Genomic DNA, 22,907 nt, shown 5'->3' on the forward strand with positions numbered 1-22,907 from the left:
CCAGGAACATGCCGGGGGTGGACATGACGGCGGCACCGCCGGCCAGCGCCATCGAGCACTCGCCGCGGCGGACCGCCTGGACCGCGAGGTGCAGCGCCACCAGCGAGGACGAGCACGCGGTGTCCACGGTCAGCGCCGGGCCGACCAGCCCCAGCTGGTACGCGATACGCCCGGACAGGATGCTCGGGGTCGCGCCGGTGAGCACGTAACCCTCCACGGACTCGGCCGCGTCGTGCATCCGCGGCCCGTAGTCCAGCGGTGACGCGCCGACGAACACCCCGACCGCGTCGCCGTGCAGCGTGGTGGGGTCGATGCCGGCCTGCTCGATCGTCTCCCAGGCGGTCTCCAGCAGCAGCCGCTGCTGCGGGTCCATGGCCAGCGCCTCGCGTGGCGAGATCCCGAAGAACCCGGCGTCGAACCGGTCGGCGTCGTGCAGGAAGCCGCCCTGCCGGGTGTGCACGGTGCCGGTGGCCGCCGGGTCGGGGTCGAACAGCGCGTCGAGGTCCCAGCCCCGGCCCTGCGGGAACTCGGAGACCGCGTCGGTTCCGGTGTACACGAGCTGCCACAGTTCGTCGGCCGAGGTGACGCCACCGGGCAGCCGGCAGGCCATGCCGACGATCGCGACAGGCTCGTCCGACGCGTCGGCGAACCCGGGTTCGACGTCTGCCGCACCGTCGACCAGGAAGTCGATCAGCGCTTGGACGGTCGGGTAGTCGAACAGCAGGCTGCCGGGCAGCGGCCGCCCGACGGCGGCGGCCAGGGCGTCGCGCAGCTCGACGGTGCCGAGCGAGTCGAACCCGAGTTCCTTGAACGGAGCCCGCAGCGGGACCGTGGTCGCGTCGGCGTGCCCCAGCACCGCCGCCACATGCGCGAGGACCAGGCCGGTGACCGCCGCGCGGTCACGAGCAGCTGCACGAGGCACGGCCCTGTCCGGGACCGGTGCCGCAGCAGTCGGCACCTGCGCGGGGTGCGCTGCGCCGCTCGGCCCTTCCAGCGAACTCGGCGCGGCAGTCGTCACCGACCGCGAATCCGGTCCGATGGTCGGCGTCGGCCCCTGAACCGGTGCGGTGACGGTGTCGAGCCAGTGGCGCTCGCGCTGGAAGGCGTAGGTGGGCAGCGGGACCCGGCGGGCCCCGGGATAGATCCGGTCCCAGTCGAGCTCGACGCCGCGCACGTGCAGCCGGGCGAGGGCGGTGGCCACGCTCACGGGCTCGTCGCGTCCGGCGCGCAGGACCGGGATCGCGACCGCGTCGGAGCCGTCGGGCAGGCAGTCGGCGGCCATCGCGGCGAGCACCCCGTCGGGGCCGCATTCGAGCAGCGTGTCCGCTCCTTCGCCGACCAGCGTGCGGACGGCGTCGGCGAACCGGACCGCCTGGCGCACCTGGCCGGTCCAGTAGTCCGGGTCGGACAGCTCCGCGGCGGAGGCGAGACCGCCGGTGACCGTGGAGACCAGCGGGATCCGCGGCGCGGCGAAGGCCAGCCCGGCCACGATGTCCCGGAACCCGTCCAGCATCGGGTCCATCAGCGGCGAGTGGAAGGCGTGGCTGACGGTGAGGCGGCGGGTCTTGCGGCCGCGGTCGCGCAGCACACGGCAAGCGGCTTCGACCTGCTCCTCGGCTCCGGAAAGCACGACGGCGCGAGGCCCGTTGACGGCGGCGACGGCGATCGGCCCGGCGTCGGCCGGCAGCTCGCGGACCTCGGCCTCGGTGGCCTGGACGGCGGCCATCGCGCCACCGACGGGCAGCGCCTGCATGAGCCGGCCTCGGGCGGCGACGAGGGTCGCGGCGTCGGCCAGGGACAGCACCCCGGCCACGTGCGCGGCGGTGATCTCGCCGATGGAGTGCCCGCTCACCAGCGCGGGCACGACGCCCCAGGACTCGACGAGGCGGTACAGCGCGACCTCGACGGCGAACAGGGCCGGCTGGGTGTAGCCGGTGTCGTCGAGCCCGCCGCCGGACTCGATCACCGAGCGCAGCGGCCGGGGCAGGTGCGGGTCGAGGGCGGCGCAGGCGGCGTCGAACGCGGCGGCGTACGCCGGGTACGCCGCGTACAGCTGCAGGCCCATGCCGATCCGCTGCGCGCCCTGGCCGGTGAACAGGACGGCGAGCCTGCCGTCGGCGGCCTGGCCGGTGTGGACCTGCCCGGCAGGGGTGCCCGCGGCCAGCGCCGCCAGCCCGGCGTGCAGTTCCTCAGGGCCCGCGCCGACGACGACGGCCCGGTGCTCGAACGCGGTACGCGTGGCGGCGAGCGACCAGCCGACGTCGGCGACGCCCTCAGGTGCGAGCTCAGCCAGCGCACGGGCCTGATCCCGCAGGCCGGGAGCGGTGCGTGCGGACAGTGGCCACAGACCTACCGGCGACTGCGCGGCCGGAGCCGCAGCCGGGAGCGCGGGCGGCTCGCTGAGCACGAGGTGGCAGTTCGTGCCGCCCATGCCGAAGCCGCTGACCCCGGCCAGCAGCGTGTCATCGGGCCGGGGCCAGTCCGTCAGCTCGCGGGCGACGGACAGGCGCAGCTCGTCGAGCGGGATCGCCGGGTTGGGGGTCTCGTAGTTCAGGCTGGCCGGGATCTCCCGGTGGTACAGCGCGAGCGCGGCCTTGATCAGGCCGGTCACGCCCGCCGCGCCCTCCAGGTGTCCGACGTTCGTCTTGACCGAGCCGACGAGCAGCGGCCGGCTCGGGTCGCGGTCCGCGCCGAGGACCGCGCCGAGCGCGGCGGCCTCGATCGGGTCGCCGACCCGGGTGCCGGTGCCGTGCAGCTCGACGTACTGGACCCGGGCGGGGTCGACACCGGCCGCGGCGTACGCGTCGCGGAGCACCGCGCGCTGCCCGTCGGCGCTGGGGGTGGTCAGCGTCTCGCCGACGCCGTTGTTGACCGCCCCGCCGCGGATGACGCAGTAGATCGTGTCGCCGTCGGCCAGCGCCGCGGCCAGGGGCTTGAGCAGCACCGCGCCGCCGCCCTCACCGCGCACGTAGCCGTTGGCGCGGGCGTCGAAGGTGTGGCAGCGGCCGTCGGGCGACAGCCCGCCCCACTTGCTGGAGATGATCGAGGTCTCGGGCAGCAGGCTCAGGTTCACGCCGCCCGCGATGGCCGTGTCGGACTCGCCGCGACGCAGGCTCTCGCAGGCCAGGTGCACGGCGACCAGCGACGAGGACTGTCCGCTGTCCACGGTGAGGCTGGGGCCGTGCACGCCGAGGAAGTGCGACAGCCGGCTGGACAGCACGCTGCGCTGCACGCCGGGGGCGGTGTGCTGGGAGGCGGTGGGCACGCCGTCGCGGTAGACGAGCCGGGCGTAGTCGTCCCAGATCGAGCCGACGAACACGGCCATTCGGCTGCCGCGCACCGAGGCGGGCAGCACGCCCGCGTCCTCCAGCGCCTCCCACCCGAGTTCGAGCACGAGGCGCTGCTGCGGGTCCATCGCCGCGGCCTCGCGGGGCGAGATGTGGAAGAACGCCGCGTCGAACCGGTCGACGCCGTCCAGGAAGGATCCCCATTTCGAGGTCATCCGGCCGGGTGACGACGGGTCGGGATCGTATGCCGCCGCCGCGTCCCAGCGGTCGGCCGGGACCTCGGTGACGGTCTGCCCGCCGGTGCGCAGCAGCCGCCAGAAATCGCGTCCGGACGCGACGCCCGGCAGCCGGACCGACATGCCCACCACTGCGATCGAGTGCGCGTCCCCCGCGTCGGGATCAACAGTATGAGTCATTCTCCCCGCCCCACCATGAACAGCGCCGCCGAACCCGTGACAACGAAATGTCTATTGAGACACAGCAATGGCAATAGGCTGGCGGCGAAACGCCCGCGAGGACAACCCCTACAAATCCCCTAATGCGCATAGGGGTGTGCGTTGTTACGCTCCCGGATATCTCATTCCCGTCCCCGGTGATGTGCCGTGGGCGCGATATTCCGCCGCGGGCGGCCACCTGCAGCCGTCCACATCCTCCGGAGCGTCACGTCATGGACCTTGGCCTGAAGAACAAGGTGGCCGTCGTCACCGGCGCCAGCTCGGGCGTCGGCCGCGCCACCGCCCTGGCCCTGGCGGCCGCCGGCGCGCGCGTGCTCGGCACGTACCACAGCAACCCGAACGGCACCAAGGAGCTGCTCGAACAGGCCGAACGCGCGGGCGCCGAGGCCCTGGCGACGCGCCTGGACCTGGCCGACCCCGGCTCGATCCAGGCGGCGGTCGACACCGCGGCCGGGCGCTGGGGCGCGGTGCACATCCTGGTCAACAACGCGGTGGCGCTGCCGCCGTTCCCGGCGCACGGCGAGCTGTTCGAGCACGCCCCGCCGCAGCGCTTCACCGACTCGCTGACCAGCAACCTCGCCGGTCCCTACCTGCTCAGCCGGGCGGTGGTCGGGCACATGCGGGCCGCGGGCTGGGGCCGCATCGTGCACGTGTCGTCCACGTTCGCCGAGGACGGCTTCCCGGGGCGGGCGCCGTACGCGGCCGCGAAGTCCGGTCTGCACGGCCTGACCAAGGTCATGTCGCGGGAGCTGGCCCGCGCGGGCATCTACACCAACGTGGTGGTGCCCGGTTTCATCCCGGCCGACGGCCAGCCGCAGTCGCTGATCCAGTACGCGTCGGCCGCCGCCGCGACCAAGCGCACCACCTCCGCGCAGGACGTGGCCAACACGATCGCGTTCCTGTGCTCGGCCGCGAACTCCAACATCACCGGCCAGGTGGTCCGGGTCGACGGCCACTTCCTCACCCCCGCACCCTGAACCCACTGCTTGCCCTGGAGGGCGGATTCGCCATGAACGACGAGAACGGGGCCGGGGACCTGCCCGAGCTGCCGATGACCCGCGAGTGCCCGTACCACCCCCCGGCGGCGTACGAGGACCTGCGGGCGATCGGGCCGGTGACCCGGGTGCGCCAGTTCGACGGCCGTCCGGTGTGGGCGGTCACCGGCCACCTGGAGACCCGTGAGCTGCTGTCCAGCCCGCACATGTCGGTGGACCGGTTCCACCCGAACTTCCCGATGCCGATCCCGGCGCTGACGCAGCTGCAGAGTTCGCGTACGCCCGCGATCGGGGCCCTGATCCGCACGGACCCGCCGGAGCACACCCGGCAGCGCCGCGACATCCTGCCGAGCTTCACCCTGAAGAAGATCGGCGTGCTGCGCCCGCGCATCGAGCAGATCTGCGCGGACCGCCTCGACGCGATCACGGCCAAGGGCCCGGTCGTCGACCTGGTCGAGGAGTACACCAAACCCGCCGTGGCGATGGTGCTGTCGCAGCTGCTCGGCGTCCCGTTCGCCGACCGGGAGTACTTCGAGGACCTCACCTACCGCCGCTTCGACCCGGCGCAGGTGGTGGACGCGCTGGCCGACCTTACCGACTACCTGTCGCGGCTGCTGCGGGCCAAGGAGACCGACCCGGGCGACGGCCTGCTCGACGACCTGGTCGGCAAGGTCCTCGCCGGTGAGCTGGAGCGCGACGAGCTGGTCAAGTACGCGCTGGTGCTGGTGATCGCCGGGCAGGAGACCACGGCGAACACCATCGCGCTGAGCGTGCTGACCCTGCTGGAGCACCCGGACCAGCTGGCGCTGCTGCTCGACGACCCGTCGCTGTGGCCGAACGCGGTCGAGGAGCTGCTGCGCTTCCTGGCCATCACGGGCGGCCTGTCCCGGGTCGCCACCGCCGACATCCAGCTGGGCGACCTGACCATCGCCGACGGCGACGGGCTGATCTTCCTCAACCCGGGGGCCAACCGGGACGAGGCCCAGTTCGAGCGACCCAACGAGCTGGACGTGCGGCGCACCGTACGCAACCACCTGACCTTCGGCTTCGGCATCCACCAGTGCATCGGGCAGAACCTGGCCCGGGTCGAGGTCGAGATCGCGCTGCGGGCGCTGTTCACCCGCATTCCCACGCTGCGCCTGGCGGTGCCGATGGAGCAGATCGCGGTGCGCCAGGGCCTGGTCTTCGGGCTCGCCGAGCTGCCGGTGACCTGGTGAGCGGCGCGAAGACGCTGCTGCCCAGCGGCGACGCGACCCGGTGCGTCGGGGCCGGGCAGTGCGTGCGGACCGCGCCCGACGTGTTCGACCAGGACGACGGCGGCACCGTCGTGGTGCTGGTCGCGGAGGTCGACGAGAGCCACCGCGCGCTGCTCGACGAGGCGGCGTACCTGTGCCCCGCGTCGGCCATCGCCTTCACCGAGCGCGGCTGACCGCAGCGCGCTCCCGTCCCGGACTCGAGGAAGAGAAACATGACGACAACCGACGCGGTGACCAGCCCGGAACAGGCCGGGCGCGGCCCGTCGAGCCGCTGGACCGGCCTGGCGGTGATCTCGCTGGCCCAGCTGATGGTCACCCTGGACTCGACCATCGTCGCGGTGGCGCTGCCCTCCGCTCAGCAGGACGTCGGCCTGACCGACGTCACCCGGCAGTGGGCGGTCACCGCGTACGCGCTGACCTTCGGCGGGCTGCTGCTGCTCGGCGGCCGGATCGGCGACCACATCGGACGCCGTCGCTCCCTGATCATCGGCGTGGCCGGGTTCGCGCTGGCCTCGGCGCTGGGCGGGGCGGCCGGCAGCGCCGAGACGCTGCTGGCGGCGCGGGCGCTGCAGGGCGTGTTCGCGGCGCTGATCGCCCCGGCGACGCTGTCGCTGATCAGCCTGACGTTCCTGGACCCGAAGGAGCGGGCCAGGGCGTTCGGCATCTTCACCGCGACCTCGATGTCGGGCGGCGCGACCGGCCTGGTGCTCGGCGGCGCGCTGACCACGCTGCTGGACTGGCGCTGGTGCCTGTACGTGAACCTGCCCATCGCGGCCGTCATCCTGATCGGCGGCTGGCTGACCGTGCCGGGCACGGACGGCCGGCACGACGCCAAGCTCGACGTCCCGGGCGCGGTGCTGGGCACCCTCGGCCTGCTGTCGCTGATCTACGGCCTGGGCGAGGCGGCCAACCTGGGCTGGTCGTCACCGGTGATCATCGGCGCGCTGCTGCTGGGAGCGCTGCTGCTGGCGACGTTCGCGGTGGTGGAGTCGAAGGTGAGCGCGCCGCTGCTGCCGCTGCGGGTGCTGACCAACCGCAACAGCGGCGGGGCGTTCCTGGCCATGGCCGTCTCCGCGTTCTGCATGCTCGGCATGTTCCTCGGCATGACCTACCAGTTGCAGTCGGTCATGGGGTACAAGCCGATCCAGGCGGGCCTGGCCTTCCTGGCCTACATCGTCACCGCCGCGATCTACTCCACGCAGGTGGCGCCGAAGCTGCTGCTGCGGGTGCGCCCCGGCATGATGATCTCGGCGGGGCTGGTCGTGTCCGCGGTCGGCCTGCTGCTGCTGACGCGCCTCACGCCGGAGTCGACGTACCTGGTGGACATCCTCCCGGCGCTGCTGCTGTTCGGCATCGGCGTCGGCAACATCGCCGTGCCGATCTTCAGCACCGCGATGTCGGCCGCGGACACCCGCGACGCCGGCATCGTCTCGGCCGTGGTCAGCACCTCGCAGCAGATCGGCGGCTCGATCGGCACCGCGCTGCTGAACACCGTGTCCACCGTGGCCGCCGCGGGTTACCTGCTCAGCAACCCGACCGGAGCCGACCCGGAGGCCGCCGCGATGGTGCACGGGCTGGCCGTGGCGTGCGCGGTCGCGGGCGGGGTGGCCCTGCTCGGCGCGCTCGCCGCCCGGCTGCTCATCGTCATCGACCCCCGGCGCAAGAAGGAGGCCGCGGCGGGCTGACCGCCATCCGCATCGGGCCCCCGGAATTGTTCGATTACCGACAGGAACCATTCCGGGGGCCTCTTAGCACACCACCGCGACAGCATTCCGCAAGCCGCCGGTCACCGAGCGATGATAAGCACGGGAAATGAGTCCCCATAGGGGTTTGTTAGGGGTCGACTCGACCGTGACAATGCGTGATCCTCGCCTTGGCGCATACGCCTCTCCATCGCATTAGGAGAAACGTTCGGAAAAGTATGCGCCACGACCATTCCCTCGACCCCTCGAAGGACTCACGCATGTCCAGGCTCAGCCGAAGAATGCTCATCGCCGGAGCGGGTTCCGCCGCCGCCGGCCTCGCCACCGGCGTCGTCGCCGCGCCGGCGGCCGCGCACGACCCGGGCGAGCTCCCGCCGGGGCTGACCACGATCACACCGACCGACCCGCGTTACCCGGACACGCAGCTGCGCGGCTACAACAAGCGCTTCGTCGGCACGCCGGAGGCCGTCCGCATCGTCGGCAGCACCGAGCACGTGGTGCAGGCGGTCCGCGAAGCGGTGCGCGGCGGCAAGCGCATCGGCGTGCGCTCGGGCGGGCACGGCCTCGACGGCCTGGTCGACGACCCCGCCGTCAAGATTGTCATCGACTTCACCGAGATGCGCGACATCGCGTTCGACCCGGTGCGCAACGCGTTCACCATCGAGCCCGGCGCGACCCTGGGCCAGATCTACCGCACGCTCTACTACGGCTGGGGTGTCACCATCCCCGGCGGCGTGTGCCCGGCCGTCGGCGCGGGCGGCCACTTCGTCGGCGGCGGCGTGGGCCCGCTGTCGCGGCAGTACGGCCTGGTCGCCGACCTGGTCGTCGCCGTCGAGGTGGTGACCGTCGACGCGTCGGGCGTCGTGCGGGCGATCGTGGCCACCGACAACCCCGCCGACCCCAACTACGACCTGTGGTGGGCGCACACCGGCGGCGGTGGCGGCAATTTCGGGGTGGTCACCAAGTTCTGGCTGCGCCAGCCGGGGGTGCGGTCCACCAACCCCACCCAGCTGCTGCCGAAGGCCCCGGGCGGCTACCTGGTCGGCCGGGCGATCTGGAACTGGTCCGACATGACCGCCGACGCGTTCCGCCGGCTGTGCGCCAACTTCGGCGCCTGGCACGAGCAGAACAGCGCCGCGGGCTCCGCGGGCGCGGCCCTGTACGCGTCGATGATCGCCCCACGCATCGAGAGCGGGAAGATCCTGATCTCGGGCCAGGTCGACCCGAGCGTGCCCAGCCAGGTCACGCTGCTGGACAGCTTCCTCGCCGCGCTCGGCGTGGGCGTCGGCCCCGCGCCGCTGATCGTGAAGACGCCGGTGCAGCCGTGGCTGCAGCCGACCGTCTCCGCCCCGGACACCGCCGTGTCCATGGGCATCCTCGGCCCGCCGCGCTCGAAGACCAAGGGCGGCCTGCTCAAGAAGCGCTACACCGACGAGCAGATCGACATCGCGTACCACCACCTGACCCGCGCCGACTACGCGCACAAGGCGTCGGTGTTCACCATCGCCTCGTACGGCGGCCGGATCAACGCCCTGGCCCCGAACGCCACGGCGACGGCACACCGCCGCTCGATCATGCTCGGCTCGGTGTTCAGCTGCTGGGACGTGCCCGCCGACGACCAGCGCCACCTCGACTGGAACCGGTCGTTCTTCCGCGACCTGTACGCCTCGACCGGCGGCGTGCCCGCGCCGAGCGACGCCAACGAGGGCTGCTACATCAACTGGCCGGACGTGGACCTGGTCGACCCGGCGCACAACTCCAGCGGGGTCGGCGCGCTGGAGCTGTACTACGGCGCGAACCTGCCCCGGCTGCGGCGAGTCAAGGCGAAGTACGACCCGTGCGGGGTGTTCCAGCACACCCTGAGCATCCGCTGATCGACGGTGGCGCGGCGGTGCTCCGCCGCGCCACCCCCGTCCCGAACGGAGTGCCGATGACCGAACACGGCCCCTACCACGGCAAGGTCGCCGTCGTGACCGGCGGCGCGGGCGGCATCGGCGCCGCCTGCGCGTCACGCCTCGCCCGCGGCGGCGCGCACGTCGTCGTCGCCGACATCGACACCGAACGCGGCAGCGCCGTCGCCGCCCGGATCGGCGGTGAGTTCGTCGCCGCCGACGTCACCCGGCTCGCCGACAACACCGCGCTGTTCGACACGGCCGCGGCCCGGTTCGGCCGGCTCGACGTCGTGCACCTCAACGCCGGGATCATCGGCGGCACCGCCCCCGGCGACGGCTTCGACGTCGACCGCTACCGCCACATCGTCGCCACCAATCTGGACTCGGTGGTCTTCGGCGTCCAGGCGGCCCTGCCGCACCTGCGCGCCACCGCCGGCGCGGTCGTCGTGACGGCCAGCGCCGCCGCGCTGCGCCCCTCCATCGAGGTGCTCTACTCCGCGACCAAGAGCGCCGTGATCGGCCTGGTCCGCTCGCTGGCCCCGGTGCTCGCCGCGGACGGCGTCACCGTCAACGCGCTGTGCCCCGGCCTGGTCGACACCCCGATGATCGCCGCCCGGCAGGAGGCGATCCGCGCCGCGGGGGTGCCCGTCGCCGATCCCGCGCTGGTCGCCGACGCACTGGAGGCGGTGCTGGCCGCCCGCGGCACCGGCGAGGCGTGGCTGGTCATGGCCGACCGCGACGTCGCCCCGTTCCCGTTCCCCGACCTGCCCGTGCCGGGCGCGCACCGGTTGCGCTACCGCGACGGCGTCCTGGTCACCGACCACAGTTAGGAGAGACCATGCCGAGCAGCCGTGCCGCCGTGCTGCGGGCCGAAGGCGGCCCGTTCGAGATCGAGGACGTCCTGATCGAGCCGCCGCGGCCCACCGAGGTGCTGGTCCGGGTCGTCGCCACCGGCCTGTGCCACACCGACCTGCTGGCCCGCGACCAGGTCCTGCCGCCCGGACCGCCCGCGGTGCTCGGCCACGAGGGCAGCGGCGTGGTCGAGGCCGTCGGCGCGGGCGTGCGCTCGGTGGCGGTCGGCGACCCGGTCGTGCTCGCCCCGGCGAGCTGCGGGCGCTGCGTCAACTGCCTCGGCGCGCACCCCATGCAGTGCCGGACCTTCCTCGGCCTCAACCTGCGTGGCCGCCGCCCGGACGGCAGCACCGCCTACCGCGGCGCGGACGGCACGGAACTCGGCGGCCACTTCTTCGGGCAGTCCTCGTTCAGCGGCCTGGTCGTCGCCGATGAGCGCAGCGTCGTGCGGGTGCGCCCGGACGCGCCGCTGGACCTGCTCGGGCCGCTGGGCTGCGGCCTGCAGACGGGCGCGGGAGCGGTGTTCAACGTGCTCGAGCCGCGGCCGGCGAGCAGCATCGCGGTCTTCGGCGCGGGCGCGGTCGGCCTGGCCGCGGTGATGGCCGCGGCCGTCGCGGGCTGCCGGGACATCGTCGTCGTCGACCTGCACCCCGGCCGACTCGCGCTGGCCGCCGAGCTCGGCGCGACCGCCGGGTACGACGCCGCGGACGACGACGTCGTCAAGCAGATCACCGAGGCGACCGGCGGCGGGGTGGACCACGCCGTGGACGCGGTGGGGCTGCCGCAGACGGTGCGCAGCGCCGTCGACGTGCTCAACGTCGGCGGCAGCGCCGCGGTCGTCGGCTCGGCGGGCACCGGGCGGGAGGTGTCGCTGGACATCTCGCGGCTGTTCGGCCGCACGGTCACCGGCGTGGTGGAGGGCGACAGCGTGCCCGGCATCCTCATCCCGCAGCTGGTCGACCTGTTCCTGGCGGGCCGCTTCCCCCTCGACAAGCTGATCACCCGGTACGGCCTCGCGCAGGTCAACGAGGCCGCCGCCGACGCCGCGGCGGGTCGCGTGGTCAAGCCGGTGCTCACGCACTGAACGCGAAGTTCGCCGTCCCCAGCGTGTCCGGCACCGGGTGCCCCGCCCCGGTGCCGTAAAAATGCTGTGAAGCGCACTGAATCAGCGCGACATCACCCGCAAACTCCGAAGTTAACTTGAATCGGTCCAGATTATGGCATTATTGGGTAGGTGACAGGCTTCGAGGCGCAGCTGCGGGCGGTCTCCCTGCGGGTGACCAAGCCCCGGCTCGCCGTGCTCGCCGTGCTCGGCGAGCACCCGCACGTCGACACCGAGACGGTGATCGCCCTGGTCCGCGCCGAGCATCCCGCGGTCTCCCACCAGACCGTGTACGACGTCCTGCGCGCGCTCACCGAAGCCGGCCTGGTGCGGCGCATCCAGCCGGCCGGCGCGGTCGCCCGCTACGAGTCGCGCGTCGGCGACAACCACCACCACGTCGTGTGCCGCTCCTGCGGCGCCATCGCCGACGTCGACTGCGCGGTCGGCGAAGCCCCCTGTCTCACCGCGTCGGACGACCACGGCTTCGTGGTCGACGAGGCGGAGGTCGTGTACTGGGGCGTCTGCCCCGGCTGCGCGACCGAACACAGTTCCCAGTGATCGGCCAGTTCGGAGGAAGCAGATGAGCGACACCCAGGAAAACATGCCTGCCAGTGCGCAGGGCGTGGCGGAGAAGACGGCGGCCGGCTGCCCGGTCGCGCACGACTCGGTGACCGCGCACGGCAGCGAGAGCGAGAACCCGGCGATCCCGTCGCCGACCCCGAAGACCGGGGGCCGCCCGCGCACCAACCGCGACTGGTGGCCCAACCAGCTCGACCTGTCGGTGCTGCACGCCCACTCGGCCAAGGGCAACCCGCTGGACGAGGACTTCAGCTACGCCGCGGCGTTCGGCAAGCTCGACGTCGAGGCGCTCAAGCGCGACATCACCGAGGTCCTCACCACCTCGCAGGACTGGTGGCCGGCCGACTTCGGCCACTACGGCGGGCTGATGATCCGGTTGAGCTGGCACGCCGCCGGCACCTACCGCATCCACGACGGGCGCGGCGGCGCGGGCGACGGCGGGCAGCGCTTCGCCCCGCTCAACAGCTGGCCGGACAACGCCAACCTGGACAAGGCCCGGCGGCTGCTGTGGCCGGTCAAGCAGAAGTACGGCCAGCAGGTCTCCTGGGCCGACCTGCTCGTGCTCGCCGGCAACGTGGCCCTGGAGTCGATGGGCTTCAAGACCTTCGGCTTCGGCTTCGGCCGCGAGGACGTCTGGGAGCCCGAGGAGATCTTCTGGGGCCCCGAGGACGCCTGGCTGGGCGACGAGCGCTACGTCTCCGAGAAGGAGATGGCCGCCGGTGTCGGCGCGACCGAGATGGGCCTCATCTACGTCAACCCGGAGGGCCCCAACGGCAACGCGAACCCGGCCGCGGCGGCGCACTTCATCCGCGAGACGTTCGCCCGGATGGCGATGAACGACGAGGAGACCGTCGCCCTCATCGCCGGCGGCCACACCTTCGGCAAGACCCACGGCGCGGCCGTCGCCGGTGACCACGTCGGCCCGGAGCCGGAGGGCGCCCCGCTGGAGGCGCAGGGCCTGGGCTGGCTGAGCAGCAACGGCAGCGGCAAGGGCGCCGACACGATCACCAGCGGTCTGGAGGTGACCTGGACCGACCGGCCCACGCAGTGGAGCAACCGCTTCTTCGAGATCCTCTTCGGCAACGAGTGGGAGCTGACCACCAGCCCCGGCGGGGCCAAGCAGTGGGTCGCCAAGGACGGCGAGGCGATCATTCCCGACGCGTACGACGGCGCGAAGAAGCACAAGCCGACGATGCTCACCACCGACCTGTCGCTGCGCGTCGACCCGGCGTACGAGAAGATCTCGCGCCGCTTCCTGGCCAACCCCGACGAGTTCGCGCTCGCCTTCGCCAAGGCCTGGTACAAGTTGCTGCACCGCGACATGGGCCCGGTCAGCCGCTACCTCGGGCCCTGGGTCCCCGAGGCGCAGCTCTGGCAGGACCCGGTCCCGGCCGTCGACCACCAGCTCGTCGGTGACGCCGACATCGCCGCGCTCAAGGCGAAGGTCCTGGACTCCGGCATCCCGGTCGACCAGCTGGTCGCCACCGCCTGGGCCGCCGCCGCCAGCTTCCGGTACACCGACCGGCGCGGCGGGGCCAACGGCGCGCGGCTGCGCCTGGAGCCGCAGCGCGGCTGGGACGTGAACCAACCCGCGCAGCTCGCCTCGGTCCTGCAGACCCTGGAGGGCATCCAGCGCGACTTCAACGCCGCCGGCGGCGCGAAGATCTCGCTCGCCGACCTGATCGTGCTGGCCGGCTCGGCCGCCGTGGAGAAGGCGGCGCGCGACGGCGGGTTCACGGTGACGGTGCCGTTCCGGCCGGGCCGCACCGACGCCACCCAGGACCAGACCGACGTCGAGTCGTTCAGCGTCCTGGAGCCGCAGGCCGACGGGTTCCGCAACTACCTGCGGCCCGGCGAGAAGCAGCTGCCGGAGGTGCTGCTCGTCGACCGCGCCTACATGCTCAACCTGACCGCGCCGGAGATGACCGTCCTGGTCGGCGGCCTGCGCTCGCTCGGGGCCAACACCGGTGGCGCCAAGCACGGCGTGTTCACCGACCGGCCGGGCGTGCTCAGCAACGACTTCTTCGTCAACCTGCTCTCGCCCGGCACCCGGTGGAAGGCGGCGGAGACGGGCGAGCACGTGTACGAGGTCCGCGACGTGGCCACGGACCAGGTCAAGTGGACCGCCACCGCGGTCGACCTCATCTTCGGCTCGAACTCGCAGCTGCGGGCGGTCGCCGAGGTGTACGCCAGCCAGGACGCCCGGGAGAAGTTCGTGCGTGACTTCGTCGCGGCCTGGACCAAGGTCATGGAACTGGACCGCTTCGACTTGAACTGATCGCCGCCAGGCGAACGCGGCCCGGCCGATCCGTGGTGATCGGCCGGGCCGCGTTCGCCGGTCACCGGGCCGCGGGCTCCGCTTTGGCCGTCATGTAGTCGAGCCTGGCGAGCAGGTGGCGGGCAACCTGCTCGCCGGTGGTCCATTCGAACGCCGGATCGGGCCGGCAGCCGCCGCGTCTCGCCTGATCCATCAGCCGCCACTGCTCGGCGGTCGACACCGTGGCCTCGCCGTGGACGGTCATGCCGGCCTCGCTCATCGCCTTGACGCGCAGCCCGAACGAGTCCGGGTAGGACACCGCCGGGTGGGTCATGGCCAGCACCGGGATCCGGTTCCACACCAGGTCGCAGGTGACGGTGCCGTTGGCGTTGGTGACCACCAGATCGGCCGCGGCGTAGTACTTCTCCGGCTCGGCCGTGAACCCGGCCCAGACGACGTCGGCGGCCCGCGCGGCGGGCACCGCGCAGAACGGCTCGGTCAGCACGAACAGCCGATTGCCGGGCGGCGAGTGCTCCAGCCAGGTGCGTACGGTCAGCTCGGCGATCGCCGCGTTGTCGACCATCCGGGTCATGCCCCCGATGGTGAGCACGACGACCGTCTCGGACTCCGCCGCGCCGAGTGCGGCCCGCGCCGCCGCCCGCCCGATCCGGAAGTCCTCGACCACCGGGCCGAACGCCTGGATCGGCCGGGTGACGCCGAACGGGCCGGGGTGCGCGACCGCGAAGTCCAGCAGCAGGATCTCACCGGCCTGGTCCAGGATCGGATCGGACTCCGGCGCGCCCAGCTCCGAGTAGAACCAGTCGGTCAGCAGGATCGCGCGACGCCGCCACTTCTTCACGCAGAACACCAACGACCACACCACCTCGTCGGCGATCACCAGGTCGAACGGGTCGTGCTCGCCCATCAGCTCCCAGACCCGGGCACCGGCCGCCGGGGTCATGTCCTCGTGGTCGCCGATTCCCATGTCGATGCAGGTCTCGCCGTAGAGGTCGAGGTAGACCGCGGCGCTGCCGGACGCCATCACCGTGATCGCGACCTCGGGCCGCTGCGCGCGCATCGCCCGGATGATGCGCAGGTCCCGGGCGGCATGCCCGAAACCGTGGCCGCGGGCCAGGAACAGCACTCGCGGGGCGGTGCTCATGCGGTCTCCCCCTGGAGTCGGTGGCGCAGCAGTTCGACGGTGCCCAGCGCGGCGGTGAACGGTGGCGGCCCGTACGCGTCGTCGCGGCCGGTGGTGAAACTGCGCACCGGCACCGGCGGCAGCACGGTGACCGTGGGCCGCTGCGCCAGCGCCGCCACGTGCGCGGCGGTGACCGGGCTGTCCCAGCCGCCTGGCGGCAGCGCCGGGGCCACCACGACCGGAGCCGCGCTGCACTGGATCGCCAGCAGGCTGGGCGAGTCGGCCAGGCCCACCGCCAGCCGCGCGAGGTAGTTCAGGCTCGCCGGATACACCAGCACGGCCTGCGCCCACTGCTGCCAGGTGACGTGCACGGCTTCGGCGACCGGCCCGGCCCACTCGTCGACCTGGGCGGCCCGGCCCGTGATCGCGCCGACCGCGGTCGGGGTCAGGAACTGCAGCGCCGACCGGGTCAACACGACCTGGGCCTCCAGCTGCGGGTAGGCCATGCGCAGCCAGGCGAGGTCGCGGGCCAGGAACGCGGCGTGCAGCGAGCCGGTGGCGACCACCAGCAGCCGCCGGAAACCCAGCGGTGGCAGCCGGGGTTCGGCGGAGGGGGTCGAGTCGTCCATTCACACATCCTCTCCGGGAAGGGACCCGACGACGATCTCGGCCACCGCGGACACCTCGGCCGGATCGAGGCCGGTCGCCTCGGCGAAGTCGGCGGCGTCGCCGCTGCCGACCGCGCACGCGCCGAGGCCCATCGCGGTGGCGCACAGGTACACCGACTGCAGTGCCACGCCCGCGTTGCGCAGCGTCAGCGAGTACGCCAGGTCGCCGTACTTGCGGGTGGTCCGGTCGCCGCGGGCGGCGAGGCTGATCAGCACCTGCGGGACGGACACCCGGTTGAGGGCCAGGTAGGCGGCGTTGATCAGCCGGACCAGCGGCACCGGGTCGCGGTTGACGACGGCGAGCGCGTGCCGGTCCGGCAGGTAGCGGTAGACACCGGGGGCCAAGCCTTCGCAGGCGCGGATCGTGAGGTAGTGGTCGAGTTCGTGCATCGCCCCCGCCGACGGTGCCGGCCGCAGTGTGAAGGCGTAGGAACGGTCGTCGGCGGGGTCGGCGGGCAGCCGCTGCTGGACCCGGGCCACCCGGTGCAGCAGCTCACCCAGCTGGGTCAGGGTCAGCGGCGTGCCGCCGAACCGGCGCACCGAGCGCCGGGTCTCCATGACCTCGGCCAGCGGCGGGTCGGTGCGGCGCAGGGCCGCGAGGTCGGGCACGGGCAGCGCGATGTCGGTGCCGGCGGCGGGCTCCGCGGGTGGTTCGTCCAGCGCGCCCGGCGCGACGGTACGCAGTTCGACCAGCCCGTTCCGGCTGCGGGTATGGGTCCACACCGCGTGCGGCGGACGTCCGGTCTCCGGGCCGGGCGCGATCACCAGGCCGACCGCGGCCAGCAGCCGCAGCAACTGCTCGCCACCCGGGGCGTGCCCGGCGGCCGCCGCCGCGACGGCCGGCGCGCACAGGCCCGCCACCACCGCCGCCAGCGCGGGGCGATGCAGCTCGACGATGGTTCCGTCGTGGGCCGACTCGACGACGGCCCGGTCGTCGAGCCGCCGCAGCAGCGCGTACGGCGAAAGCTGAACCAGCTGGTCCCCGGCCGGCGCGGCGTCGGGCCGGACGTCGGCGAGCCGGGAGCGGAACCGGGCGGTGGCCACGTCGCCGTGCTCGTCGGCGCAGCCCAGGGTGACGACGCCGGTGACGAGCAGCCGCCGGATCAGCACGTCGAGCTTTCCTTCGCCGAGCGGCACCTGCTCGTGCAGCTGCTGCCAGGTCGACGGGCGCCGCAGCGCGCCCAGGACGGCGGCCACCGACCCGTCCGCGTCGTGCAGCGCCACCGGATCGCGGTCCTTGCCGGTGATCAGCAGGTCGGCGGGCGGCTCGTTGTCGACGGTCAGGGCGCCGTCGAGGCGCAGCGTGAGCATGACCGCTAGGTGTTCCGGGCGTGGCGGTGGCCGGCCCGGACGGCGTCGAGCATGAGGTCGCCCAGGGGCTGTTCGAGGCCGTCGAGCACGTCGCGGGTGGCGACCGGGTGCAGGTGCGCCTGCGGCAGGGTGGTGAACGCGCGCCGCACCACCGGGTCCGCCAGCAGGTGTTCCAGGGCCGCCTCGTCGGTGACCGGGAACCGGCTGTGCAGCGGGGTGCCGTCGGGCTGGTAGAGCCGGACCGACGGCAGCGTCAACGAGACGCCGATCGCGAACGGTGTCAGCCACAGCCGGTCGAGCAGCTCGTCGGTGAGCTGCGGGTGCTGCCGCCGCCACCGGTCGGTGTGCGCGCGGGCCAGTTCCGCGACCGCCGCTGGGTCGAGTCCGGTGTCGGCGAGCCACTGCTCGGTGGACCGGATCGACCAGGGCAGTCCCCCGTCGTCCAGCGGCTTGCGCAGCGCGAAGTACGGCCGGGACCCGAAGTCGGGCATCTGGTAGTGCGCGAACGTCGGCAGCAGATCGGCCACGCCCAGCGGCGCGTCCGCGCGGGGCGGCACGTCGTCGGCGAAGCAGGCGGAGCGGCGCGGGCCCTGGTGGAGGTTGCCGGTGAGGCTGTCCGGGGAGTCGTGGTCGACCAGGTTCGGGATGCGGCAGATGGCGGCGACGTGCCGGTCGCGGAGGAAGTTCATCAGCGCGACGTCGTCGGTCGGGGTCCACTCGCGCTGGTTGCGGGTGGCGGCCTCGCCGAACTCGCGGGCGACCCGGGCGGGCAGGACCAGGGCGACGCTCGGCACGTACTCGTCCACGACCCCGGCCCAGGTCCCGCCCGCGAGGGCGGCCATACGCAGGTGGTGGGCGGTCATCGAGGTCCACTCGGTGAACAGGGCCAGGGCCGCGTCCGGGTGCTGCGCGATCGCGGCGTGCACGGCGTCGGCGAAGCCCCGGCAGGGCACGGCGTCGTCCTGCAGCACCAGGTGGTGGGTGGCGTGTTCGGGTACGAACGACCAGGCCACGGCGGCGGTGCGCAGCGACGACGGCGGCCCGTGCGGGTCCGGGTCGACGACGATGTCGGGTTTGAGTTCGGGCAGGCTGTCGGCGAGCGCCTCGGCGAGGGCGAGCCGGCTCGGATGCGCCATGATCACAGTGGACAGCTGGTATTCGGTCATGGCGCTTCCTTGGCGGTGACGGTGGTCAGGTGGGTCATCGGGGCGTGCGCGGTGGCCAGTGGCCAGGCGATGGTCTCGTCGTCGCAGGTCACGTGGTGCAGGCTGCCGCCGAGCAGGGTGGCCAGGTGCGCCGACACGACTCCGGCGGCGACGGCGAGTGCCCGGTAGTCGCCAGGCGAGTCGGTGGCGGGGCCGCCGAGCAGCACGGCCACATCGGCGTCGAGGTGCGCCAGCGGCGGCGGTTGCGCATGGACGAGGTGCAGCGATCCGGCAGCGTCTACGCGGTAGGCGCCGGTCGTCGTGCCGGTCGGGCCGAGAATCACGACGCAGGCCGTCAGCGGCTCCGGTGAGCATGCCAGGGATCGGAGCACAGCGGCCCCGATGCCGTCGTCCGTCGCCGGCGACGGCGTCAGGGGTCGAACCGCTGCGTCCCCAGTGCTGTCACCTGCTCCGGGGCGGCGTGGTCCGGTGTAGTCCAGGCGCAGCGCGGCGCTCAGGGCGGTGTCCTTGGGCTGGATGGGCATCAGGGCCGCTCCGGGTGGATTCCGACGACGGCCGCGAGGTGTTCGCCGCCGTCGTGCAGTTCCAGCAGGTCGGCCAGGGCCGGGTCGACGGTGTCGGCGAGCACGGCGTGGTGGCCGGCGGTGACGGCCGCGACCGCCCGTCCGGCGGCCAGGAACGCCCGGCGCAGCCCCTGCTCGGCGTATGCCGAGGCCAGCCGTGTGCTGGCGGCGACGAACACGAGCACGGCGGCCGGGGCTTCCGGAAGTCCCGCGATCGCCGGGGCGGCGGTGAGGTCGCCACGGGTGGCGATGAGCGCCTGGGTGGACGGCGACCAGCGGTACACCGGGTGCGGCAGGCCGTGCACGCCGAGCAGGTAGGTGTCGGCGTACGGCCGGGCCGTGGCCGCCGGCAGCAGGGTCCGCAGCCAGGGCGGCGCTTCGCTCAGCGGCACCCGGGGCGAGGACGCCAGGTCGGCGTCGGCGGTGGCGGCGATCGCCCGGTCGCCGGTGACCTGCCAGGACGCCCGCCGGTTGAGCCACTCCAGCCGGCCGAGCACGCCGTCGCCGGCCATGGCGCAGGTCCGGCACGTGGCTGACGGGGTGACCTCGTGAACGGTGCGGCCGAGGTCGACGGTGTCGATGCGGTGCAGGCGGCGACCGGTGACCGGATCGGCGAGCCTGGTCAGCAGGCCGACGGCCTCGGCGACGGCCAGCCCGCACAGCAGCTGCGCCGCCGCCCGCCCGAGGACGGGAGCGCCGGCAGACCCGTCGTCGGCCAGGAAGCAGTCCGGGCACGTGGTCTCCGCGCCGGTGAACAGCGGTCCGAGTTCGACGGTGCGGGCGTCGCCGCCGATACGCAGCACGGGCACACCGGTCGCAGCGACGGAGGCGAGCTGGTCGTCGGTGGCGATGGCCAGTGCCGCCGCGCGGGTCGCGTCCGTGGTGACCGTGCCGATGCCGGACAGGGCCAGGTCGGCTGCGAGCAGTTCGCCGAGCTCACCCGCCACGGCGACGATGACGGGGGCCTCGGCCAGCCGTTCGCGCAGCGTCGCGGGCCGGTCGTGGCTTCCGGAGGCGGCCAGGGCGCGGGATCGGAAGGCCTCGGCGGCGTCGCCGGGTTCGGCGGGACCGTCGTGGAGCAGCCCGCTGCGGTGCAGCAGTGCCACGGCCTGCGCGACCTGCGCGACGGGCGCCTCGGCCGCGTCAGCGACCGCCGCCAGGCCGGTGCGGCCGTCCAGCAGCGGCAGCAGCCGCGGCAGCAGGTCACGGGCGGCGGCGCCGGTGAACAGCCGGCGGCTCGGGCCGCCCTCGATCAGCAGCCCGTCGGCGGTGTCCACGACGGCCAGTCCGGCCGCCAGCGCGGGAAACCCGAGGCGGCTCACGCGAGCGCTCCTTCGGGCAGCCGGTTCGCGGTCTCGGCGAGGGCCGCGGCCAGGCGCGGGTCGCCCCAGGTGTCGGCGGAGCCGCAGCGCGGGCAGCCGTGCCGGGCGATGACGTCGACCCGGCTCACCAGCATGGTGGCCAGGTCGGCCATGGTGGTCATGCCCGGCTGCGGGTGCTGCAGCATGAGCTGGGCCAGCGCCTCGGCGGTGCGCACATGGTGCGGCAGATGGCCGTGAACGCCGAGTCCGTCGTCGGCGCGGTACGCGGCCAGCAGCGCCGCGCGGTGCCGCGCCTTCGGGTCGTGCTGTTCCCGGCGGAAGGAGTAGCAGTCGTAGCAGGGGCCGCCGGGGGCCACCCAGGGGCCGGCGATCAGCCACGGGTGTTCCACCACGACGGGCAGCCAGCCGATCCCGGCCCGGCTCGCGAGTTCGTCGAACCGCTGGGCCCGGTCCGGTTCGGGCCGCCACGACACCAGCACCATCGCCCGCGCGCCGCCCGGTTCGGGGCGGTCGGCGTCCAGGGGCGTCGCGCCGGCGGCCAGCAGGCGGGCCTGCACGGCGTGGCCGAACTCCCCCACGGCGGCGACCGCCGTCTCGGTCAGGCGAACGGCTGCGGCCACGGGTTCTGCTCCTGTTCGGGGGAGGCCGGCACGCCCATCGCCGCGGGCGCCTCGGCCAGTCGCGGGTGGGCGCGGAACTGCGCCAGCGGGGCCAGGGACATCGGCTGCAGCTGCGGCACCACCACGGTCAGCGCGACCAGCCCGACCCGGCGCAGCTCGGCCGAGGTCCGGTCGACGCACACCGCCTGCGCGCCGATCCCGCGCAGCCGATCGAGCACCACCGCGAGTGCCTCGGCCGGATCGGCCGGCAGTTCCCGGCAGTCGTCCGAGGTGGGCCGGCGGGCGAGGTCCTCGGTGAGGAAGGCGAAGGCTTCGGCCCGCTGCGCCACCGCCATGTACCGCGCGCCGTCCATGATGTCGGTGAACCTGGTGTCGCCGTGCACGGGCGCGGTGCCGTGCGGGAACAGCTGCCGGATGTTGGCGATCTCGATGAGCGCCTTCTCCGCCGCGTCGGCCAGGGTGCGGCCGGTCGCCGCGCCGACCAGGTTCGCGGCCTGCGCGTCGTGGGGCGCCCGCTGCAGCACGTACACCGTCGGGACGCCCAGGTCGGTGGTGGCGTTGAACAGCACGTTGTCCAGGAAGCGGCGGCGGCCGTGGTCGAGCAGGTACCGCACGGCCGGGCTGGACCCGGCGGGCCCGAGCAGCGGCAGCCGCAGCCGCCGCAGCCAGGTGAGCGCGATGGCGTCGCGTTCGATGACCTCCAGCAGCCCGCCGAGCAGCGCGCGCCGCGGTTCGACGTGCACGGCGTACCCGGTGGAGATCTGGAAGACGAAGCGCTCGGCGGGTTCGGGGTGCAGCCCGTAGCAGGCCATCACGGCGGGCACCCAGGTCGGCTCGCCGGTCGTCAGGTCGGTGCCGCGCAGCCAGCGGATCTCCGCGGCGGGGTCGGCCGGGACGACGGGGCAGCCGGGGTGCGCGTACTCGGCGTCGGAGCAGCGGGGCAGCCGGGTCAGGTCGAGGACCGCGCCGGGCAGGTCCGCGGCGGTGGCCCGGACGGTGTCGGCCTCGGGGTAGCTGCCCACGTACCGCTCGGCGGCTTCGGCGATCGCGACGGTGGTGGCGAGAGCGGCGTCGAATCCGCGCCCGGTGCCCAGCTGCGGGTTGCCGTCGTGGTGGCCGGTGTGCGAGTCGCCGCTGGCGGCGACCACGTGGCTGAGCAGGTCGAGGCCGCGGTCCGGCAGCAGCGGCCGCAGCCCGCTGACCACTCCCAGCGGGCTGACCAGGCTGGCGAGATCTGCGCTCATTGACATTCCTGAAACAAGGTCCGCAGGAGGCGCGACGGTGGCGCGGCGAGGCCGGCCACCGTCGCGGGTTCGCATCAGAGGGTCAGCAACCGCAGCCGCAGGCGCAGCCGCAACCGCAGCCGGTGACCGGGGCGAGCTCCGGGTCCTGCGGGGTCAGCTCGCCGGCGTTGCGCATGATCTCGGTGACGAGCATGTCCCAGTCGCCGGTGGAGACGTCCTGGACGTCCAGGTCGAGGTGGTTCATTCTTCCTCCAAACCAGATCTGTTAACAAACCTTGCTGAGACCGTAGCAGCCACTCCCCACCAACGGAAGACTCAAATAGATCATTACCGTCGGTGATCACAGGATCCGATGAGGACGCATAATCCCAGGCAGAGGCCTTGGGCGGGAATGACTGAGGGGACGGCCACCCCTCAGGACCGTCCCCTCAGCAGAGCGCGAACCGGCCCGATACGGGCTCGTTCAGCACCACCAACACACCATAACGGGAAAT

At 73.3% G+C, this 22,907-nt stretch carries 19 protein-coding genes; 9 read left to right on the forward strand and 10 right to left on the reverse strand.

The genetic code is table 11. The annotated features are described in order from the left end of the window. Window positions 1-3,703, reverse strand: a 3,703-nt coding sequence (locus tag Cco03nite_RS15365; protein ID WP_203692766.1) for a type I polyketide synthase, incomplete at its 3' end; no start/stop codon positions are given. Between the two features lie 251 nt (window positions 3,704-3,954). Here Cco03nite_RS15365 and Cco03nite_RS15370 point away from each other — a divergent pair. The 9 genes from Cco03nite_RS15370 (at window position 3,955) to katG (ending at window position 14,399) form a co-directional block, all read left to right on the forward strand. Further along, window positions 3,955-4,719: an SDR family NAD(P)-dependent oxidoreductase gene (locus tag Cco03nite_RS15370; protein ID WP_203692767.1), complete on the forward strand. Its 765-nt coding sequence runs from the start codon at window positions 3,955-3,957 to the stop codon at window positions 4,717-4,719. A 32-nt stretch (window positions 4,720-4,751) separates the two neighbouring features. Next, window positions 4,752-5,954, forward strand: a complete 1,203-nt coding sequence (locus Cco03nite_RS15375; protein WP_203692768.1) for a cytochrome P450 — start codon at window positions 4,752-4,754, stop codon at window positions 5,952-5,954. Beyond that, entirely contained in the window at window positions 5,951-6,166 is a 216-nt protein-coding gene (locus tag Cco03nite_RS15380; protein ID WP_239167398.1) for a ferredoxin, read from the forward strand. The genes Cco03nite_RS15375 and Cco03nite_RS15380 overlap by 4 nt, the downstream gene beginning before the upstream one ends. A 39-nt stretch (window positions 6,167-6,205) precedes the next feature. Further along, window positions 6,206-7,678: an MFS transporter gene (locus tag Cco03nite_RS15385; protein ID WP_203692769.1), complete on the forward strand. Its 1,473-nt coding sequence runs from the start codon at window positions 6,206-6,208 to the stop codon at window positions 7,676-7,678. Between the two features lie 278 nt (window positions 7,679-7,956). Then, complete coding sequence (locus tag Cco03nite_RS15390) at window positions 7,957-9,570, forward strand: FAD-binding oxidoreductase (protein ID WP_203692770.1); 1,614 nt, start codon at window positions 7,957-7,959, stop codon at window positions 9,568-9,570. Window positions 9,571-9,626: 56 nt separating this feature from the next. Next, window positions 9,627-10,418, forward strand: a complete 792-nt coding sequence (locus Cco03nite_RS15395) for an SDR family NAD(P)-dependent oxidoreductase (RefSeq protein ID WP_203692771.1) — start codon at window positions 9,627-9,629, stop codon at window positions 10,416-10,418. 8 nt (window positions 10,419-10,426) lie between these two features. Then, window positions 10,427-11,524, forward strand: a complete 1,098-nt coding sequence (locus Cco03nite_RS15400) for an NAD(P)-dependent alcohol dehydrogenase (protein ID WP_203692772.1) — start codon at window positions 10,427-10,429, stop codon at window positions 11,522-11,524. 150 nt (window positions 11,525-11,674) lie between these two features. Further along, window positions 11,675-12,100 (forward strand): Fur family transcriptional regulator, encoded by a 426-nt coding sequence (locus Cco03nite_RS15405; protein ID WP_203692773.1) that lies wholly within the window; start codon window positions 11,675-11,677, stop codon window positions 12,098-12,100. Window positions 12,101-12,122: 22 nt separating this feature from the next. Next, window positions 12,123-14,399: a catalase/peroxidase HPI gene (katG, locus tag Cco03nite_RS15410; protein ID WP_203692774.1), complete on the forward strand. Its 2,277-nt coding sequence runs from the start codon at window positions 12,123-12,125 to the stop codon at window positions 14,397-14,399. A 61-nt stretch (window positions 14,400-14,460) separates the two neighbouring features. Here katG and Cco03nite_RS15415 read toward each other — a convergent pair whose 3' ends face one another. The 9 genes from Cco03nite_RS15415 to Cco03nite_RS15455 all read right to left on the reverse strand — a co-directional run bounded on the left by Cco03nite_RS15415 (window position 14,461) and on the right by Cco03nite_RS15455 (window position 22,657). Further along, window positions 14,461-15,540, reverse strand: coding sequence for a hypothetical protein (locus Cco03nite_RS15415; RefSeq protein WP_203692775.1), 1,080 nt, complete (start codon window positions 15,538-15,540; stop codon window positions 14,461-14,463). After that, on the reverse strand, window positions 15,537-16,148 hold the full coding sequence (locus Cco03nite_RS15420) for a flavoprotein (RefSeq protein WP_203692776.1): 612 nt from the start codon (window positions 16,146-16,148) through the stop codon (window positions 15,537-15,539). The genes Cco03nite_RS15415 and Cco03nite_RS15420 overlap by 4 nt, the downstream gene beginning before the upstream one ends. Then, window positions 16,149-17,498 (reverse strand): SagB family peptide dehydrogenase, encoded by a 1,350-nt coding sequence (locus Cco03nite_RS15425; protein WP_203692777.1) that lies wholly within the window; start codon window positions 17,496-17,498, stop codon window positions 16,149-16,151. A gap of 5 nt (window positions 17,499-17,503) precedes the next feature. Beyond that, complete coding sequence (locus Cco03nite_RS15430) at window positions 17,504-18,664, reverse strand: hypothetical protein (RefSeq protein ID WP_203692778.1); 1,161 nt, start codon at window positions 18,662-18,664, stop codon at window positions 17,504-17,506. Continuing rightward, on the reverse strand, window positions 18,661-19,188 hold the full coding sequence (locus tag Cco03nite_RS15435) for a hypothetical protein (protein ID WP_203692779.1): 528 nt from the start codon (window positions 19,186-19,188) through the stop codon (window positions 18,661-18,663). The genes Cco03nite_RS15430 and Cco03nite_RS15435 overlap by 4 nt, the downstream gene beginning before the upstream one ends. Further along, window positions 19,188-20,549 carry a hypothetical protein gene (locus Cco03nite_RS15440; RefSeq protein ID WP_203692780.1) on the reverse strand — a complete coding sequence of 454 codons (1,362 nt, stop codon included), beginning with the start codon at window positions 20,547-20,549 and terminating at the stop codon, window positions 19,188-19,190. The genes Cco03nite_RS15435 and Cco03nite_RS15440 overlap by 1 nt, the downstream gene beginning before the upstream one ends. Continuing rightward, the gene (locus tag Cco03nite_RS15445; RefSeq protein WP_203692781.1) at window positions 20,546-21,169 is read right to left on the reverse strand and encodes a TOMM precursor leader peptide-binding protein; all 624 of its coding nucleotides are present in this window, start codon (window positions 21,167-21,169) and stop codon (window positions 20,546-20,548) included. The genes Cco03nite_RS15440 and Cco03nite_RS15445 overlap by 4 nt, the downstream gene beginning before the upstream one ends. Further along, window positions 21,148-22,413: a YcaO-like family protein gene (locus Cco03nite_RS15450; protein WP_203692782.1), complete on the reverse strand. Its 1,266-nt coding sequence runs from the start codon at window positions 22,411-22,413 to the stop codon at window positions 21,148-21,150. Before Cco03nite_RS15450 ends, Cco03nite_RS15445 begins: the two co-directional genes overlap by 22 nt. A gap of 82 nt (window positions 22,414-22,495) precedes the next feature. Next, window positions 22,496-22,657, reverse strand: a complete 162-nt coding sequence (locus Cco03nite_RS15455; protein ID WP_203692783.1) for a hypothetical protein — start codon at window positions 22,655-22,657, stop codon at window positions 22,496-22,498. Window positions 22,658-22,907: the final 250 nt, after the last annotated feature.

The organism is Catellatospora coxensis, from assembly GCF_016862635.1.
Lineage (GTDB): Bacteria > Actinomycetota > Actinomycetes > Mycobacteriales > Micromonosporaceae > Catellatospora > Catellatospora coxensis.